Annotated in this window: 24 protein-coding genes; 18 read left to right on the top strand and 6 right to left on the bottom strand. The window is 46.0% G+C overall.

The features are described from left to right. Window positions 1–4: 4 nt before the first annotated feature. From thiH to AB1I49_RS08005, 6 genes are all read left to right on the top strand, one after another. Entirely contained in the window at window positions 5–1258 is a 1254-nt protein-coding gene (gene thiH / locus AB1I49_RS08030) for a 2-iminoacetate synthase ThiH (RefSeq protein WP_407720645.1), read from the top strand. A 10-nt stretch (window positions 1259–1268) separates the two neighbouring features. Continuing rightward, window positions 1269–1904 (top strand): thiamine phosphate synthase, encoded by a 636-nt coding sequence (thiE, locus tag AB1I49_RS08025; protein WP_407720644.1) that lies wholly within the window; start codon window positions 1269–1271, stop codon window positions 1902–1904. Beyond that, window positions 1898–2542, top strand: a complete 645-nt coding sequence (locus AB1I49_RS08020; RefSeq protein WP_407720643.1) for an HAD family hydrolase — start codon at window positions 1898–1900, stop codon at window positions 2540–2542. Before thiE ends, AB1I49_RS08020 begins: the two co-directional genes overlap by 7 nt. A gap of 82 nt (window positions 2543–2624) precedes the next feature. Next, window positions 2625–3422: a bifunctional hydroxymethylpyrimidine kinase/phosphomethylpyrimidine kinase gene (gene thiD / locus AB1I49_RS08015; protein WP_407721659.1), complete on the top strand. Its 798-nt coding sequence runs from the start codon at window positions 2625–2627 to the stop codon at window positions 3420–3422. Between the two features lie 26 nt (window positions 3423–3448). Further along, window positions 3449–4753, top strand: a complete 1305-nt coding sequence (gene thiC, locus AB1I49_RS08010; protein WP_407720642.1) for a phosphomethylpyrimidine synthase ThiC — start codon at window positions 3449–3451, stop codon at window positions 4751–4753. Continuing rightward, window positions 4753–5136, top strand: a complete 384-nt coding sequence (locus AB1I49_RS08005) for a hypothetical protein (protein ID WP_407720641.1) — start codon at window positions 4753–4755, stop codon at window positions 5134–5136. The genes thiC and AB1I49_RS08005 overlap by 1 nt, the downstream gene beginning before the upstream one ends. A 505-nt stretch (window positions 5137–5641) precedes the next feature. Here the strand turns inward: AB1I49_RS08005 and AB1I49_RS08000 are convergent. From AB1I49_RS08000 to AB1I49_RS07990, 3 genes are all read right to left on the bottom strand, one after another. Then, window positions 5642–6229 (bottom strand): hypothetical protein, encoded by a 588-nt coding sequence (locus AB1I49_RS08000; RefSeq protein ID WP_330055516.1) that lies wholly within the window; start codon window positions 6227–6229, stop codon window positions 5642–5644. Window positions 6230–6449: 220 nt separating this feature from the next. Next, the gene (locus tag AB1I49_RS07995; protein WP_407720640.1) at window positions 6450–6812 is read right to left on the bottom strand and encodes a HepT-like ribonuclease domain-containing protein; all 363 of its coding nucleotides are present in this window, start codon (window positions 6810–6812) and stop codon (window positions 6450–6452) included. Then, window positions 6799–7116, bottom strand: coding sequence for a nucleotidyltransferase family protein (locus tag AB1I49_RS07990; protein ID WP_407720639.1), 318 nt, complete (start codon window positions 7114–7116; stop codon window positions 6799–6801). Before AB1I49_RS07990 ends, AB1I49_RS07995 begins: the two co-directional genes overlap by 14 nt. Before the next feature lie 415 nt (window positions 7117–7531). Between AB1I49_RS07990 and AB1I49_RS07985 the strand changes: the two genes are divergently transcribed. The 9 genes from AB1I49_RS07985 (at window position 7532) to AB1I49_RS07945 (ending at window position 13642) form a co-directional block, all read left to right on the top strand. Next, window positions 7532–8620, top strand: coding sequence for a ribonuclease III family protein (locus AB1I49_RS07985; protein WP_407720638.1), 1089 nt, complete (start codon window positions 7532–7534; stop codon window positions 8618–8620). Between the two features lie 2 nt (window positions 8621–8622). After that, a complete protein-coding gene (locus AB1I49_RS07980; RefSeq protein WP_407720637.1) occupies window positions 8623–8904 on the top strand; it encodes a hypothetical protein in 282 nt (93 codons plus the stop codon). Between the two features lie 191 nt (window positions 8905–9095). After that, window positions 9096–9836, top strand: coding sequence for an EFR1 family ferrodoxin (locus tag AB1I49_RS07975; RefSeq protein WP_216523420.1), 741 nt, complete (start codon window positions 9096–9098; stop codon window positions 9834–9836). A 118-nt stretch (window positions 9837–9954) separates the two neighbouring features. Continuing rightward, window positions 9955–10296, top strand: a complete 342-nt coding sequence (locus tag AB1I49_RS07970) for an inorganic pyrophosphatase (RefSeq protein ID WP_407720636.1) — start codon at window positions 9955–9957, stop codon at window positions 10294–10296. A gap of 1 nt (window position 10297) precedes the next feature. Next, window positions 10298–10468 (top strand): HAD hydrolase-like protein, encoded by a 171-nt coding sequence (locus AB1I49_RS07965; protein ID WP_216523422.1) that lies wholly within the window; start codon window positions 10298–10300, stop codon window positions 10466–10468. A 31-nt stretch (window positions 10469–10499) separates the two neighbouring features. Continuing rightward, a complete protein-coding gene (locus tag AB1I49_RS07960; protein WP_316620817.1) occupies window positions 10500–11582 on the top strand; it encodes an acyltransferase in 1083 nt (360 codons plus the stop codon). A 57-nt stretch (window positions 11583–11639) separates the two neighbouring features. Continuing rightward, a complete protein-coding gene (locus AB1I49_RS07955; protein WP_407720635.1) occupies window positions 11640–12212 on the top strand; it encodes a hypothetical protein in 573 nt (190 codons plus the stop codon). Between the two features lie 96 nt (window positions 12213–12308). Further along, on the top strand, window positions 12309–13304 hold the full coding sequence (locus AB1I49_RS07950) for a tyrosine-type recombinase/integrase (RefSeq protein WP_407720634.1): 996 nt from the start codon (window positions 12309–12311) through the stop codon (window positions 13302–13304). Between the two features lie 68 nt (window positions 13305–13372). After that, window positions 13373–13642, top strand: a complete 270-nt coding sequence (locus tag AB1I49_RS07945) for a DUF6809 family protein (protein WP_216523429.1) — start codon at window positions 13373–13375, stop codon at window positions 13640–13642. A gap of 359 nt (window positions 13643–14001) precedes the next feature. Here AB1I49_RS07945 and AB1I49_RS07940 read toward each other — a convergent pair whose 3' ends face one another. Genes AB1I49_RS07940 through AB1I49_RS07930 form a run of 3 tightly spaced genes read right to left on the bottom strand, consistent with a single transcriptional unit; the run spans window position 14002 to window position 16048 of the window. Then, window positions 14002–14565 carry an NAD(P)H-dependent oxidoreductase gene (locus AB1I49_RS07940; protein ID WP_316621025.1) on the bottom strand — a complete coding sequence of 188 codons (564 nt, stop codon included), beginning with the start codon at window positions 14563–14565 and terminating at the stop codon, window positions 14002–14004. A 12-nt stretch (window positions 14566–14577) separates the two neighbouring features. After that, the gene (locus tag AB1I49_RS07935; protein WP_316613441.1) at window positions 14578–15291 is read right to left on the bottom strand and encodes a DUF5131 family protein; all 714 of its coding nucleotides are present in this window, start codon (window positions 15289–15291) and stop codon (window positions 14578–14580) included. A gap of 1 nt (window position 15292) precedes the next feature. Further along, on the bottom strand, window positions 15293–16048 hold the full coding sequence (locus tag AB1I49_RS07930; protein ID WP_407720633.1) for a DUF4298 domain-containing protein: 756 nt from the start codon (window positions 16046–16048) through the stop codon (window positions 15293–15295). A gap of 264 nt (window positions 16049–16312) precedes the next feature. On the opposite strand from AB1I49_RS07930, the gene AB1I49_RS07925 reads away from it, so the two are divergent. From AB1I49_RS07925 to AB1I49_RS07915, 3 genes are all read left to right on the top strand, one after another. Then, window positions 16313–16504 carry a helix-turn-helix domain-containing protein gene (locus AB1I49_RS07925; protein WP_407720632.1) on the top strand — a complete coding sequence of 64 codons (192 nt, stop codon included), beginning with the start codon at window positions 16313–16315 and terminating at the stop codon, window positions 16502–16504. Window positions 16505–16534: 30 nt separating this feature from the next. Further along, entirely contained in the window at window positions 16535–16897 is a 363-nt protein-coding gene (locus tag AB1I49_RS07920; RefSeq protein ID WP_407720631.1) for a helix-turn-helix domain-containing protein, read from the top strand. 300 nt (window positions 16898–17197) lie between these two features. Beyond that, complete coding sequence (locus tag AB1I49_RS07915; protein WP_407720630.1) at window positions 17198–17608, top strand: ribbon-helix-helix domain-containing protein; 411 nt, start codon at window positions 17198–17200, stop codon at window positions 17606–17608. Window positions 17609–17637 lie beyond the last annotated feature (29 nt).

Below are 17637 nucleotides of genomic sequence, written 5' to 3'. Positions count from 1 at the left end.
AACTATGGAAAATCAATTTTTTGTAGATTCGGAGCATTTATCGCCGGAAGCACTTGCGAAGAAGCATCGTCTTGAAACCGATCCATCCTCCCGAAAGAACCATATGGAATATCTGCCGGGGATGGAAGTGATTGAATCGGATGTGTGTGCAAATGTGATGGCACAGATGAACTCCTATGATTATTCAAAATACACCGCCGCTGATGTAAAGGCGGCTTTGGAGCACGACAATTGCACTGTTGAAGATTTTAAGGCACTGCTTTCTCCTGCGGCAGAGCCGTTCCTTGAACAGATGGCTCAGCGTGCAAGACTTGAAACAAGTAAGCACTTCGGTAACACCGTCTATTTGTTTACCCCTCTTTACATAGCTAATTACTGCGAGAATTATTGTGTATATTGTGGTTTTAATTGCTACAACCACATTAAGCGTATGAAGCTTTCTATGGAGCAGATCGAAAAAGAAATGAAGGTCATTGCCGACAGCGGTATGGAGGAAATTCTAATCCTTACCGGTGAAAGCAGAGGACAGAGCAATGTGGAATATATCGGTGAAGCCTGCAAGCTGGCAAGAAAATATTTCCGTATGGTCGGGCTTGAAATCTATCCCGTTAATACCGATGAATACAACTATCTCCACGAATGCGGTGCGGACTATGTAACGGTGTTCCAAGAAACCTACGATACCGATAAGTACGAACAGCTTCACTTGCTCGGTCACAAGCGTGTTTGGCCGTACCGCTTTGATGCACAGGAACGTGCGCTTCGCGGCGGTATGCGTGGTGTTGCATTTTCGGCACTCCTTGGTCTGTCGGACTTCCGTAAGGATGCTTTGGCAAGTGCGTTGCACGTCTATTACTTGCAGAGGAAATATCCTCACGCCGAAATGTCCTTATCCTGTCCAAGACTCAGACCTATTATCAATAACGATAAGATCAACCCCTTGGACGTTCATGAAAAGCAGCTTTGTCAGGTTCTTTGTGCTTACCGTATTTTCTTGCCTTTCGTTGGTATTACGGTATCTTCCCGTGAGAGTGCTGAGTTTAGAAATGGTATTGTGAAGATCGCCGCCACAAAGGTTTCGGCAGGAGTTTCCACCGGTATCGGCGATCACGAAAGCAAATACACCGGCAAAGAAACGGGTGATGTGCAAGGCGACGAGCAGTTTGAAATAGACGATAACCGCAGCCTTGATAAAATGTACAAGGATATTGCCGAGGAAGGCTTACAGCCTGTCTTGAACGATTATCTATATGTGTGAGGTAAAGAGAATGAAAAAGTTTGATCCAAGTTTATATTTTATCACCGACAGCACGAACTACACCGAGGAAGAATTCCTCTATCGTGTGGAACAGGCGCTCATTGGCGGTGCAACCTTTCTTCAGCTTCGTGAAAAAAATAAGAGCACACGAGAGTATATCCAGCTTGCCGAAAAGGTTCACGCCATCGCCAAGCGTTACAATGTGCCGCTGATTATTGACGACCGTGTGGATGTTGCTCTCGCTATTGATGCAGAAGGCGTTCACGTGGGCGCTGAGGATATGCCCGTTGCAACCGCAAGAAAACTCATAGGCGAAGATAAGATCGTAGGCGCAACGGCAAAGACGGTTCCGTGGGCAAAGGAAGCCTACGAGCAGGGTGCTGATTATCTCGGTGTAGGAGCAATCTATCCTACCACGACCAAAGTAAAGACTGTTCTGACTTCTACCGATACCCTTCGGGATATATGCAACGCTGTTCCGATTCCTGCGAATGCCATCGGCGGACTCAACAAGGATAACATTGACGTGCTTGCAGGCATTCCCATTGCCGGAATTTGTGTAGTGTCAGCCATTATGAAAGCGGATGATCCCAAGACGGCGGCGATGGAATTGAAAGCAAGAGCGCAGGAACTTGGCTTATGCTAAAGGGAGCCATCTTTGACCTTGACGGAACGCTTCTTGATTCCATGTTTATCTGGGAAACCATCGGCGAGGATTATCTGCGAACACTTGGTAAAGAACCGCATGAGGATCTGAAAGAGATATTTATGACGCTTACCTTGGAGGAGGCAGCCGAATATTACCGAGAGCACTACGGCGTCACACTTTCTGTCAAAGAAATTGTGGACAGCGTCAACGCTATGGTTGAGGGAATCTACAGAACAAAGGTCACTCTCAAACCTGGCATTGCGGAGTATCTTCGTTGGCTTAAGGAGAACGGCGTTAAGATGTGCGTTGCCACGGTGACAGACAGATATCTTGTGGAAGAAACGTTGGAACGACTTGGTATCCGTCATTACTTCTCCGAGATATTCACCTGCGCTGAGGTTGGTTTCGGCAAGGACAAGCCGATCATCTATCGAAAGGCATTGAAGCATTTTGGTACAACTAAAGAAGAAACCTGCATTTTTGAGGATGCTTTATTTGCGCTCAAGACTGCAAAGGCAGACGGATTTACAACTGTTGGCGTTTATGACAGGCACGAAAACCGACAGAATGAACTGCAAAGTCTTGCTGATTATTATATCCGTGATTTTGCAGATTCTATATTGAAAACCATATAACAAACAAGCGGCAGATTGGGGGCACCACCTTATGCCGCTATACAAAACGATGCTGAAAAATGAAAGGAGTATTTTTATGAAAATGAAAACAGCATTGACCATTGCAGGAAGCGACTGCAGTGGAGGCGCCGGTATTCAAGCAGATTTGAAAACAATGACGATGAATGGTGTTTATGCCATGAGTGCGATCACAGCACTGACGGCACAGAACACGACCGGTGTAAGAGGAGTACAGGAAGCGACTCCCGAATTTTTAGCACAGCAGATCGACGCGGTATTTGAGGACATTCGTCCCGATGCTGTCAAGATCGGTATGGTATCTTCAAGTGAGCTTATTCAAGCTATTGCTGACAGACTCAAATATCATAAGGCAGAGAATATCGTTGTGGATACCGTTATGGTGGCAACCAGCGGAGCAAGACTCATCAGCGAGGATGCAATCGATACCCTTAAGGAATACCTGATACCCCTTGCCACCGTTGTGACACCCAACATTCCCGAGGCAGAGGTCCTGGCGGCTATGTCCATCCGAGATGAAGAGAATATGGTCGAAGCGGCAAAGAAGATCGGCGATACCTATCACTGTGCTGTTTTGCTCAAGGGCGGTCATAGTATTAACGATGCCAACGACCTTTTGTATCAAGATGGTACATACCGTTGGTTTAAGGGCAAACGCATCAACAATCCGAACACACACGGTACGGGGTGTACTTTGTCATCTGCAATTGCCTCCAACCTCGCAAAAGGCTATGATCTTGGAGCGTCTGTACAGAGAGCGAAAGAATATATCTCTCTTGCACTTGCCGATATGCTCGATCTGGGGCAAGGATCCGGACCTATGAACCATGCTTTTGATCTGACCGGTAAGTTTTCTAAATAAAATGTACTTGAAAGGAACCAAAAACAATGAGAAATTATACAACACAAATGGATGCCGCAAGACAAGGCATCATTACCCCTGAAATGAAGGCAGTTGCTGCAAAAGAATACAGAACTGAGGAAGAAATCCGTGACCTTGTTGCCAAAGGACAGGTTGCTATTTGTGCAAATAAATTACATACTTGCATTGATCCCAACGGCGTCGGCTCTATGCTTCGCACCAAGATCAACGTCAACCTTGGCGTATCGAGAGACTGCAAGGATTACGATATTGAGATGGAAAAGGTTATGGCAGCCGTTAATTTGGGTGCTGAGGCAATTATGGATTTGTCCAGCCACGGCAACACTCAGCCCTTCCGCAGAAAGCTAACCAGCGAATGTCCTGCTATGATTGGTACGGTTCCCGTATACGATAGCGTTATTCACTATCAGAGAGATCTTGCAACCCTTACCGCAAAGGATTTTATCGACGTAGTAAGACTTCACGCAGAAGATGGCGTTGACTTTGTAACCCTCCATTGCGGCATTACCCGCAAAACCATTGATCAGATCCGTAAGCACAAGAGAAAGATGAACATCGTTTCCCGTGGCGGTTCGCTTGTCTTTGCCTGGATGTGTATGACCGGCGAAGAGAATCCCTTCTACGAATACTACGATGAGATCCTTGAGATTTGCCGTGAGTACGACGTGACCATCTCTCTCGGCGATGCTTGTCGTCCCGGTTGCCTTGCCGACGGAAGCGACGTCTGCCAGATCGAGGAGCTTGTACGCCTTGGGGAGTTGACCAAGCGTGCTTGGGAAAAGGACGTTCAGGTGATGGTAGAAGGTCCCGGACATATGCCTATGGACCAGATCGAAGCGAATATGAAGATGCAGCAGACCATCTGCATGGGTGCACCCTTCTACGTGCTCGGCCCCATTGTTACGGATATCGCTCCCGGTTATGACCACATCACCTCTGCCATCGGCGGGGCCATTGCCGCCGCAAGCGGAGCTGCTTTCCTTTGCTACGTAACCCCTGCCGAGCATCTGGCACTTCCCAACGTGGATGACGTAAAGCAAGGTATTATCGCATCAAAAATCGCAGCTCACGCAGCCGACATTGCAAAGAAGATCCCTCACGCAAGAGATATTGATGACCGCATGGGAGACGCAAGAAGAGCACTCGATTGGGAGGCTCAATGGGAATGTGCTCTTGATCCTGAAACGGCAAAGTGCATCCGTGACAAGCGCAAGCCCGAGCACGAAGATACCTGTTCTATGTGCGGTAAGTTCTGCGCGGTCAGAAGTATGAACAAGGCACTTAATAACGAAATGGTGGATATTCTATAATGAAACGTTGTGTTATTGTCGGCGGTGCTGACATAAACAATTATGAATACATCAAAAGCTGTTTGCGCAACGGTGATTTCATCGTGTTCTGCGACAGCGGACTGAATCATTTAGAATCTTTGCAAGTAAATCCCAGACTTATCGTGGGAGATTTTGACTCCCACGATAACCCGCACCTTGGTGTGGAAACTATTGTGCTGCCTTGCGAAAAAGATGATACCGATACTGTATTTGCTGTCAAGGAGGCCATTAAAAGAGGATTTGACGATTTCCTTTTAATTGGTGTTGTGGGCGCAAGCCGCCAAAAAGAACGGCTTCTTTCACGACTACTCAAAAAAGAGCTAAAGCAATCTCAAAATTTGCGACGCTGTAATCAAAGATAACGCAAAACTCCGCAGCACCTAAGATGGTGTTGCGGAGAATATTTTTATGTGAATAATACAAGGTTTTATCGCAAAAAACACACCGAAAATGTGATGCTATTTTGATGATGTACCGGACGAAAACGGTGGAATTTAAAGCATTTCATGCGATATTTTGGTAGAAAAACGGTAGAAAAAGCCCTGTAAATATGAATGCAAACGCAATAGAAAAACGGCTTAAACGCAGTGTTTAAGCCGTTTTTTGAATGGCAGGGGCAGAAGGATTTGAACCCTCGGCACGCGGTTTTGGAGGCGATGTAGAGAGCCCGAAAAGCACATGGATATGCCGATTTCAAGCCATTTTTGACCCTGCGAGATATTATTGATGCTATTTTGATGCTATTGGTTATTCTGCAAAAGAATTTTGATGGAAACGGAGCGAGAGTGATGCTCTGGGTATACACCGACGTTGAGCATAGAAATCAAAATTTGCGACGCTTAATCAAAGATAAGCGATTTCAAAAACTCAGTTCAAAAATCTGACTGCCAACTCTTGAACAGCCAATGTGGGTCCCTGATCAAAGGATTCGTCTGGATACTCGTTCTCCAACCGTTCCGCTTCACTCATCAAAAAGTCTATCATGCTGACGTCACCACGAAAGCCTAATACCAAGCAAAGCATAGATTTCAAATATTCGCTTTTAAAATTCTGATAATTTTCCAATATCCAAGCACAGCAATTAGTTTTGCAATGCAGAAGATACTTGAGTGTGTTTTCAATAAAAACATCATGTCTGTTGGTAAGCGCTCGTTTTTGGATAAGAGGAAGCGTCTCTTCTTCCATTTCAAGAGCCTTTTGTACTAATTCAAATCTGTCTCCCACAAGCGTCTCTTTTCGCATGAGCTTTACAATATCCTCAGCATTTTTTGCTTCTGCTATCATTTGCAAATTTGCTGCTTTTTCCGGTTCCTTTCCGGGAACCGTTTTTGCCACAAATTCATTCATTTCTTCTTCGATGTCTTTGTATAAAAACATTGAGTATTCAAACTTTGCTGCGGAATATTCCAAGTTGCGGTGTGATTTTAAGAATCGTTTTACTTCTTGTTTTGTCATGCAAATCTCCTCGCGTCACAACACATTATATCCGTAGATTTTCCAAACAGTGTTTGGAAAATTTGCCCATAAAGGTTATTCTCCCTCTACATACTCATGCGGAGTTTGGTTCAAGTTCATCTTTAATCTGTTCTATAAATGCTACCTAATGGTGTTTGCGCTGTGTCGGCGTTTTTGAACACGTATCATTATTTTGTGAATCCTAATCAAAGAGTACCTATCAGTCATAAATGCCTGATTCAAGTTTGCATTTGCAATACTCTGACAGCGTCGGAATGTCGTTGACTGCGGTTTCCCAAATGCGTTCAATATCCATCGATCCGTAATCGTGCGCAAACAGATTTCTCATTCCGGTAATAGCGCGCCAGTTCATCTCAGGACGGGTTGCGGTCAGAAATTCATCCGAAAACTTCTTGGCGAGTTCTCCGATTTGCTGTAAGTTCATACTGACAGCATCTCTCAGGACGTCGTCATTTTTGAATGTTTCAAAGTCATCACCGAAACGATTAATCGCCTTTTGAATTTTATCGCAATGCTCAATCATGTGCTGTAGTATGCTTTTGTCACGGTTATACTGCTTCATAGATCAATACCCGTTCCTTTTCCAGATTCTCTTTGAAATCGTTGTCGTCATTATATTTTAATGATTTAACCGTAATCAAATCAAGCTCTTTTCCAAGCGCTTCCTCAAGATCGGAATACAATCCGCCAAGAGCGAAAAGACCTTTGATGGCGACAGCTTCAATGCACAAATCAATGTCACTGCTTTCATCGGCTTCTCCGCGGGCGTAAGAACCGAAGATATATATTCTGTCAACGCCGTAACGAGCGGCGATAGGAGCTATGATAGCGGCGATTTCTTCAAGCGTGTAGACTCTGTTACTCATAAAAAGACCTCCCCGATGATATGGTTCTATGCTTTTATTGTAACCAATCCGCGTTGATTAGTCAAGCAAAAAAAGAAAGACCCTTTGTGTTTCATCTCTCATGTTTGCAAAAGAAAATGAGAGACGAATTGATTTTTGAGAGATGAAATATTTCTAAATTGTTGGTATGAAAACGATTGACATCTATATTGCCGGGTGATATACTAAAAGCAGCAAAAGGGCATGGCTTTATAAATTTGAAACATTGTTTTCAGTTGTTTATTACCGTTTATGCAAGTGAACCTTAGTAAACACATTTTAACAAAGAATTAAATTTATTCTGTTTTGTCCGACAGAACATTGCTTTCCCAGGGAGCAGTGCAACTTGTCGGACGTTTTTGTGCCTTTTTGTAGTAATTACAGAGAGGTGTTTTTTATGAACGAAAATGATTATTTAGAAATTGAAGGTCAAATAGGCTACACTTTTCAAAACAAAGGTCTGCTTGAGCAGGCTTTTGTGCGGCGTTCCTATTCGCAGGAACACAACGTGGAAAACAATGAGGTTTTGGAATTCTATGGCGATAAGGTTCTGGAATTTATTGTCGGAAAGCTTTTTTCGGAATGGTATGGAAGTGTTCGGGAAAAAAGCGACAAACGCATATCGCCAAGCGGAGCCATGCCTATGTATACATGGCGAAGCCCGACAGGACAGAATGGAGAATACTGTTCCGATTACAACGAGGGTAAACTGACAGAATTGCGAAAGCTGCTTGTCAGCCGTCAAACGCTTGCGCAAAGAATATATGATATGGATTTAGAGCCGTATCTGTTGCTTGGGAAAAGCGATGAAAACAACGGTGCTCGCGATAAGGATTCTGTTAGAGAGGATTTGTTTGAAGCTATATTGGGGGCTGTGGCGATTGATTCCGGCTGGGATCTGAAGAAAATGCAGGATGTGGTTGAGGTTATGCTTTGCCCCAAGGATTTATTATTCGATGATAATCACGTGCATGATGTGGTTCAATGGACAATAGATGAATATGGCTGTGTTCCGTCAACTTGCTTTAACTCATATTTTTCCCCTTTACAATGTTTGGTAGACCCATCTATAAATTCGCGCGGCTTGTGTGTGTGTCATTTGACGCTTGGGAATTATCATAAAGAGTTTGTGTCCACAGGAAACAAATGCGCCGAGGCAAGGGATAACGTATATAGATTTGCTTATCAATACCTGAAAGAGAATGGCTTGCTTCATTCCATCAAAGATGAAATCGATGAGCCCGACGAACAGCTTGCGATCAATCAGCTTGAAATTCTTGCGCGGCGGGATTATTTTGAATTGCCGGAATACAAATACACGGAAACCCACGACAAAAACGGCAACCCTATATGGCAGGTAACGTGTATGATCGATGATGTGGATAAGGTGTTCAACGCCACCGATTCCTCAAAAAAGAAAGCAAAGAAAAAAGCGGCGCTTAAAATGCTCAATTATGTGTTGGAATACTTTGACGAGGAGGATTAAATATGTTCTTTGACCATGACGACGGTGATTTCGGATTTCAAATATCCGATACGATGGGAATGGATTCCGACGGCAATATGATGATGCGCGTGGGTGATAATATGGCGATGGATATGGACTCAGGTGCGCTGCATTTTGTGTCAGGCTGGGATGATGACGACAATGATCGTAACGGTTTTGGCAGCCATTGGGATGACGACGATCGTAACGGATTTGGCAGCTCTTGGAATGATGATAATCGCAACGGCTTTAGCAGCTCTTGGGATGACGATGATGATTGGTAAATGAACGCAACCGGCAGCTCTGTTCAGAAAAACAGGGCTGCTGATTTTTCAGGACGCCTTACAAACTGTTATCATATATGATAACATTAGTCAAGGGGATGATTCGTTTGATTTGACTTCTTAAAATCCTTGTGTTCTTTCAAATGAAATGGTAGAATGAAAATGAAACCGGGTGAAAAGGAAGTGAGCGGATGATACTCTATTTCAGCGGAACGGGCAACTGCAAATATGTTGCCGAACAGATCGCGGCTGCGGTCGGTGATACGGCTGTATCTGTTGAGGACAGCGGCGGCAAAATCGCTTTGGAAATGGGTGAGATTTTCGGCATTGTATTTCCCACGCACTTTTGGGAAATTCCCGCCATCATGCGCGAGTTTCTGGAGAAAGCAAGCATAACCGCAGAGAGAGAAAACTACGCCTTTGCCATTGCGACCTACGGAACAACACCGGGCTGCAGCGGAATGGATGCGAAGAAACTTTTGAAGAAGAAGGGCATTGATCTCAGTGCGGCATTCAGCCTGAAAATGCCCGATAACTGGACGCCTATGTTCGACCTCAGCGACGCCGAAAAGGTGCGCCGCCAAAATGAAGAAGCCGACAAAAACCTCGCGCTGCTGATCGGAAATATCAAAGCGAGGGTGAATGGCAACCACGCCACGCCCAAAGCGCCGTATTTTGTCCGCACAATGTCCGATAAATTGTATCTGAAAGCGCGCAGGACGAGTAATTTCTATGTTGAGGGCAGCTGCGTCGGTTGCGGATTGTGCGCAAAGCAATGCCCTGTAAAGGCGATCGAAATCCAAAACGGTAAGCCCGTCTGGATAAAGGAGCACTGCACGCTATGTCTGCGCTGCCTGCACCTGTGCCCGAAATTTTCCATTCAGTACGGCGACGGCAAAACCAAGCAGCACGGGCAGTACCATCATCCGTAAACGGTTATTATGAGTACCAAAACGGCATTGACCGTCCCGACGAGGAGCGGCTGTACCGCTTGGAAAAGTTCAGAAATAGCAAACAATGATAAAAGCAAAAAATTAAGGAGCATTGCAAATGAAAAACTGTGCTTCGGTCATCGGTTCCATTGTCACCGTGACAGTCGACCGACCGATGGGGAGCGTTCACCCAAAGCATAGGGATATTTTCTATCCGATCAGCTACGGCTATGTTGAGGGTATAACGGTTCCCGACGGCGAGTGGCAGGACGCGTATATTCTCGGCGTGGACGAGCCGATTCAAGAATTTACGGGCAAGGTCATCGGGGTTATTCACCGCCTTGACGATGTTGAGGACAAGTGGGTAGTATGCCCTGAAAATATGTCATTCAGCGAGAAAGAGATTACCGAAAAAACGGATTTTCAGGAGAAGTTTTTCAAGACGGAAATCTTGGTTTAATATGAGGAACAATAATGATATTATTCCTGCTAACAAAATCGGAATGACAACCGTGTGGATAAAACAAGGTTTTGGTGGGTTGGCTGAACCAAAATCAAAAGATGAACAGCCTGATTATACAGTAGATAACCTTAACAAGCTATTAAGTATTTTTGAGATAAAGAGTGAATAACTATCGTTTTTTATCGTAAGGAACGGTTGATATGAGAAAACAGTTTATAGACAATTTAAGGTGGATGGATGTTCTTTTACTTATTCCGTATCACGCGGCGCAAGCCTTTAATACTTGGGGCGAGCTGAATTATATATGCTTTGCGCCGAAACGGGCAATCAGCAGTTTTACTGTATTTTTCAGTCCGTTTTTCATGCCGCTTCTTTTCCTTTTGGCGGGTATGAGTACACGGTATGCGTTAATGAAACGTACATACGGACAATACATTATTGAAAGGATAAAACGCCTGCTCGTGCCGTTCGTGTTTGGGACGCTGGTTTTCTGCCCGATACTGTCTTACATGGGCGATGTGAACAATTGCGCATACGAAGGCGGATTTTTCGCGCATTATATCGTATTCTTTACAAAATGGACGGACTTGTCGGGCTTTGACGGCGGCTTTTCGGTCGGGCAGTTTTGGTTCCTGTATTTCCTGTTCATCATATCATTGGCGTCTGTAGGGATCATTGCATTATCAAATAAGATGATCAAAAACCGGGGAAAGGCGGAAAAACTCCCGTTTTGGGCAATCTGTTTGATGGTGATACCGCTCCCGCTTTTGTATGGCGTGCTGTCGGTCGGAGGAAAGAGCTTTGCCGAGTATCTCTATGTTTTTTTGATCGGTTACTATGTTTTGTCGTATGATAAGGTAATCGAAAAAGCCGAAAAGTACAGGTATATTTCTCTTGCAATCGGTCTTGCGGCAAGTGCTGCCAACGTGTATATGTTTATCTGGTCGGGAAAGGATTATGAAGCAATCAACCTGATTGCAAAATCCTTTGCCGAATGGTTTATGATATTGGCTCTGATCGGAATCGGAAAGAATAGGCTTGATGATAAAAATTCAGTTTCGGAATACATGTCGCAAAGATCTTTTCCGTATTTCAGTCTGCATTTTTTGTGGATCGTTCTGTTCCAATATTGGTTTGCGGATATTTTCAGCGGCAATACGGTTCTGCTGTTCCTTGTGCCGGTTATCTGCGCCTTTGCCGCAACGCTGCTCTGCTCGGAGATATGCTTGAGAATACCCGCGCTTTGTTTTTTGATGGGCACAAAATCAAAGAGATTGAAATAGTGCTGATGTGCGTTGCGCTCGCTGAATGCAACATAATTTGAGAGGAAACAATCGCCCATGAAAAGATCATTCTTTATAGCCGACACGCATTTCGGGCACGCGAATGTGCTCAAACACGACAAACGGCCGTTTGCGGATATCGAAGCACATGACAAATCGCTGATTGAAAACTGGAACCGCGCACTGAATGATGATGACGAGTGTTATATCCTCGGCGACGTGAGCCGGCTCAAGCCCGAGCAGACGGTTGAAATACTGAAAAAGCTGCGCGGCAAAAAGCATTTGATCATCGGCAATCACGACAAAAAGCTCTTAAAAAATGATGCATTCCGCAATTGCTTTGAGAGCATACAGGACTATCTGGAGATGAAAGTTCCGCATAACGGAAGACACGAAATGCTTGTGCTTTCGCATTACCCGATCATCAGCTTCAATAACCGGTTTGAGGGCGCGGTTCACTTCTACGGACACGTCCACAATTCCGACGAATGGATTCTGACGGAGGAATTCCGCAGATTATCCGAACAGCGCCTGAACGCGCCGTGCCGTATGTTCAACGTCGGCGTGATGATGCCGGCGATGAACTACACGCCGCGGACTTTTGAAGAGATCATAAACAGCCAATCATAAACAACAGCAGCCCCGCCATAATAGCGGAAGCTGCTGTTTTACGTTGTTCGCTATAGCGGTTCACGTTATTTAACGAAGAAGCCGCTGAGAAAAAGTATGCAGAAGTGGCTGGAGGTGTTTCAGTACGGCACGGTTGAGAGAGCGACATACGACAGAAAAGAGGATTGCGCCAAGCACTATATCTACCCGAGAATCGGCGATATGATCATATCGGAGATCACATCCGCGGACTTGAATGGGATCTTGACGCAAATGATGAATGAGGGATATTCGCATTCGACCGTCAAGCATGTCTATAGTCTGTTCAAAGAATATTTCCGCTATCTCTGCTATGAAGAGCACATCCCAAAAAATCCGATGGCATATGTCCGTATGATCAAAAAAGCGAATTTCCTCGCGGCGCAGGGCAGAGAAATTATTGCACGGAGCGACGCCGTCACGGTCTTGAATGACGAAGAAATACGTCGTTTGAGAGAAGCGGTATTTACACGGAACAGGAAAGGAGCATTAAAGCATCAACAGGCGGCAGCGTATTTGTTGATGCTCAACACGGGATTGAGAACGGGAGAAGTCCTCGGTTTGCTCAACAGCGACATTGATTTAGATAAAAGAGAGCTGAGCGTTACCCGCGCGGTAAAGGAGGTCGGCAAACGCGATAAGGACGGTGCTGCGTGCGGAACCGAGTTGATTGTCGGCGGTATGAAAACAGCCGCTTCAAAGCGCACGATCCCTCTTAACAGCACGGCAATAGAGATGATTTTGATATTGCGCACTGATCGATATTTCGGTGCAGACAGTCCGCTGATTTCAAATCAAGTAGGAGACTTCACAAGACCATCTACATTCCGCTCGAGATGGTACACGCTGCTTGATTTCGCCGGAATCTCTCACAAGGGCTTGCATAGTCTGCGCCATACCTTCGCCACGCGGCTGATCAACGGCGTTGAAGATGAAAACGGCAATCTAAAAACGCTGACGGTAAGGCAGGTCGCCGACCTGCTCGGACACACCACATCATCTGTGACGGAAAAATATTATGTCAGGCGCGAGCCGAATAAGCTCTGCGGAATCACCGATGAATTTGAGCTGTGAAAAAAGTAGATTTTCGCTGGACTTTTCAAAAAACTGTGGTATTGTGTTGTGCAAAAGGAGGTATCGGCATGGATACGATCAGAGAACTATTTTACGGAAACATCCACCCATTCGAACGCGATATCAAGAAGGACAGCGAAAGCGACAGGCTCGCGAAGCTGATTCTCAGGCATGACGCAGCGCTCAAAGCAACAATGAATGAAAGCGAAATCGAGCTGTTCGGGAAATTCAAAGACGCGGTGACAGAGCTGAATTGTCTGAACGAATGCGAAGGCTTTATCAACGGCTTTCGATTGGGAATAAGGCTGATGGTGGAAGCGTTGCACACCGAAGAATAAAAAATCGCAGCCCTGAAAAATGGGGCTGCAACTCTTTTGCGGTTTATTCAGCGTAATGGATTTTTTAAGCGTGTTTCGCCGCGTATCGCCCTGTGTGCGATTTGTTGAGGAAAGAAGGGTTAGTACCCGACTGAGATCGCTTGCGCAGTGTCGGCAATTTTTGAGCACGTCTCATTTTTTCGCTGCGTGAGCAACAAAGGCTCTGTTAAGAATAAAGGACAGAGCTGTTTTTTCAGCCCTGTTTCGCCGTGTGTCGCCCTGTGTGCGATTTGTTACGGAAAGTAGGGTGAGTACCCGACTGAGGATGTTTGCGCGGTGTCGGCGATTTTTGAGCGCATCTCAATTTTTGCCGCGCTAAATCAAAGAATAGCGTTTCCCAAAATTCTGCTGACTTCCTGATTCAAAATCTCTTCCGCGTTGTTGCCGATGATGTCAAGCATTTCGGCTTTTACCAAGTGCGTTTCCGGAATCCCGAAGAAGTTTTTTGCAAGGCTCTCGATATAGCCGTAGCTGTAGGTCGGGTCGTAGGGACCGCCTGCAGTCGTGACGTAGTAAAGCTCCGTCGCCTTGCATAAGCCGACAGGCAGACCACTTTCGTTATAAGCGGAAACGATGCCGGTGACGTAAATGTTTTCAATGTAGGTTTTCAACGATGCTGGAAAGGATAAATCCCAATACGGTGCGGCGATGACGATTGTATCCGCACTTGCAAATTGCTTCGCATAGTCAAACATCGGATCGCTGTAGTCGCCCTGCTCGATCAGCGCGGTGCGCTTGTTCAACATTTCTCCGTCAAGCGGCTTGAGGTTTTCGTTGTAAAGATTCAGCTCCGTGAAATCTCCGCCGAGCTTCTGCAAAACAGCCTGCGCTAATCGTTCGGTTCTCGATTCCTCGCGGACACAGCAGTTGATGTATAATGTCATAAATTATCTCCTTTATCGGATGTCGATATTTGCCTTGCGTGCCTGAGACATTTGCTTTTTTCGCGGGATAAGATATCGTCTGCCGTTCTTGATGAAGTTCGCGCCCGTCTGATGAAAATGGAACGACGTACCGGTTTTGCGGCACTGTTCCCGGACGTCGAGAATCCAGTCGTAGCAGCAGGGCCTGGCTGCGTCTCCCGACTCACCGCCGCAGGTGACTTCCTCAATCAGACCGCTTTCCAAATATCGCTCAATATCGATGCGCTCCAGCATCGGCTCGTGTGCGATTTTGCGGTGCTTGATTGGAAAGCTAAGCAGCAGCGGAATACGCTCGTCCGCTCTCCTTTGATTTTCACAGGTGGCGCAGACGGTCACGTTGTTGTAGCCGTCGCCCCAATCATCGGGCAGGCTCACCTCGAATCGGTGGATGCGCTTGGTGATGATGACAAAATGCAGGTCGCTGCGCTCGCGAATGAAGCGCCACGCGTCCAGCCGCCAATCGTCCGCTTCCTCAATAAAGAAATCGGAGGTCATACAGGCGTAAACCACGCCGCTCGGTATCGCATAGCTGCCGTCGCGTTTGCGCTTGACAGGCGCGTTGAAGTTCGCAGTTTTGGTGACGACGGTGCTGTCCTTGTCATACATTGCATCGCGGCGGAACATATAGCAGTTCAGACAGCCCTCGCTGATTTTGTGACAGCCGTGCCACGGATTCCAGATGCTCATTTTAACTTCCTCTTTCGCGGTATGAATCTAACAAATTGTAAATCCCGTCCTCGGAGAGCACACCGCGCGGCAGCTTTTTCGGGAGCAGTCCTTTTTCATCGTCAGCGAAATCCCGCTTCCACTCGTCGCTTGTATAATAAGCTTCCAATTCGCTGATAAGGCTTTGTAGCCTGTCGGCGTTTTCTTTTGCCCGCAAAAGCTTTTCTGTTTCGCGCATAGTGATCTCGTATTTCAAAATACGCGCAAATTGAATAAACCGCTCTTTGACCTCCCGCGGGTCTTGGTACTCGCAAGCGCACTCACTTTGCAGATTGAAGTATTCCTCGTTCAAGTCCTCAGGCATCAGCAGGTGAAATTCCTGTGAAAGGGTATGATCGTCGATCTCAAAGATTTGTTTTTTCTCGACGTCCGTCAACTCCCTACCGATGAAGCGTTTCCAGATGACTTCCTGCAGCTTTTCCTCCGCCTGCAGATACTGAGTGATATGCTTCTTGACCGGACGCGTCACATCACACAGATACGCCTCGCTCGCGTCGTGCAGCAGGCAGCCGAGGATCACTTCCACAGAACACCCGCGCTCAACCGCCTCCTCAGCGCAGGCGATGCAGTGCTGGGCAACAGAGTAAAAGTATTTGAAATGTCCGTTCGCGCGGCAAATCAGCGACAGCGGGTGCGCGATGTCCTCAATGTCGATATCCTGCGGATTTGGATTCAGCGGATAAAAATGTTTGCCGGTCACGGTGGTGATATAGCTCATATAATCGCTCCAAAATTGTTCTGATTCTATTCTATAAACAAGCCGAATATTTGTCAAGAGCCGTCGACAAAATCCAACTCTGACTTTCCTTGACTTTTGTTTTGAGCTATGTTAAAATAATAGTGAAAAGAAAACAGCGAAAGAATCATCAAGGTAGTGAGGGGGCATCAAAAGACAACCGAATCAGTTGTGAACAGCCGTGAGCAGTCAGGGAAAGCCTTGACGCCATCGGCTTTTCTTTTCGAAAAATGTGGAGGTAAATGAATGTACAAAAACTATGACGACCTTCCGCTGATGTTATCCGTGCATGACGTCGCGGAGGTTCTCGGCATCTCAAAATCAAGCGCGTATGTTTTAGCGAAGGAAAAAGGTTTCCCAACGCTGAAAATCGGCGCGAGAGTCGTGGTTCCGAGAGACAGATTTATCGAATGGATCAACAAAAACGTTTCAAAGTAGGATAGGAGTGAGTGAACAGGCGGTGGCATTATGTCACAGCCAAAGCAAGGAAATTATTTCATGCTGCCGAATGAAATCTTCAATATGGATCTAACCGCAGAAGAGATTGCGCTCTACGCTTTCCTGATGCGGATGGAGGACAGGAAAACCTTCACCTGCTATCCGGCGTTCAAAACGATCGGAGAAGCATTGAAGATGGGCAGCAAAAATACAGTCATGAAATACGTCAGGCTGTTAGAAGAGAAGGAGCTCATCGAAACAGAGCATACCGTTGTGGAGCATCACAACGGGTCGCTTCGAAATGGGAATCTGATGTTCAGGATTCTGCCGATCAAGCACGCAATAGAAGCCTTTCACAGGCGCCAGCTTAATAATTTCGGCAGAAACAAATAGCAGCAAGTGCCTGTTAGTATTGCACAAACCGAAAGTGGGTACCAAAATCGGGTGGCAAACAGGAGAAAGCAGCGACGCTTTTATGAGCGCCGCTGCGGTTCACAGCGGCCGGCAACGCCGACCGCAAGCCGTTTTTGAGGGTTTCCTGTGCAGTATTCTTAGGTTGACACCTGTTTTCGGTTTGGTGTAACAAATAACGCTGTTATTTCCGACAATCGCATGTCCATCGAAAAAACAGGCATTTTTGGGTTGCTCACCATGTTGGTGTAATTTATTTGGAGGGTTGACGGAGGTAAAAATATGGATTCGGAAAACAAACAAAGGGTAAGTTTGTACCTTGATAAACAAACGGTGAAAACGGTAGATACGTTCATCAAAAAGTACGGATTTCACTCGCGAAATGAGTTCTTTGAAAGGGCAGCGGAGAACCTGATTGCAGACGAAGCTATCAAATCAGGCGGCGATGTGATGAGCGAAAAGCTCGCCAAAGCCATCGAAGCGGCCACGGAAAGCAACGCGAAGGCGATCTCAAAAGGTCTGTTTCGATACGCGGTTCAGCTCGAAATGATGATGCGTTACATCGCGCAGACGCATGAGTTTACTGATGATGAACTGGATGAAATGCGCCGGAAAGCCATCAATAATGTACGCAGAACGCGCGGTAAAATCAAGCTCGACGATATCGCAAAGGGCTGGTACAACGAAAAATAAGTCTGGATATTCGCAAAAACCTGTGGTAT

The organism is Ruminococcus sp. NATIVEDY160, from assembly GCF_045819885.1.
Lineage (GTDB): Bacteria > Bacillota > Clostridia > Oscillospirales > Acutalibacteraceae > Ruminococcoides.
This window is presented reverse-complemented; position numbering and strand designations above follow the sequence as displayed.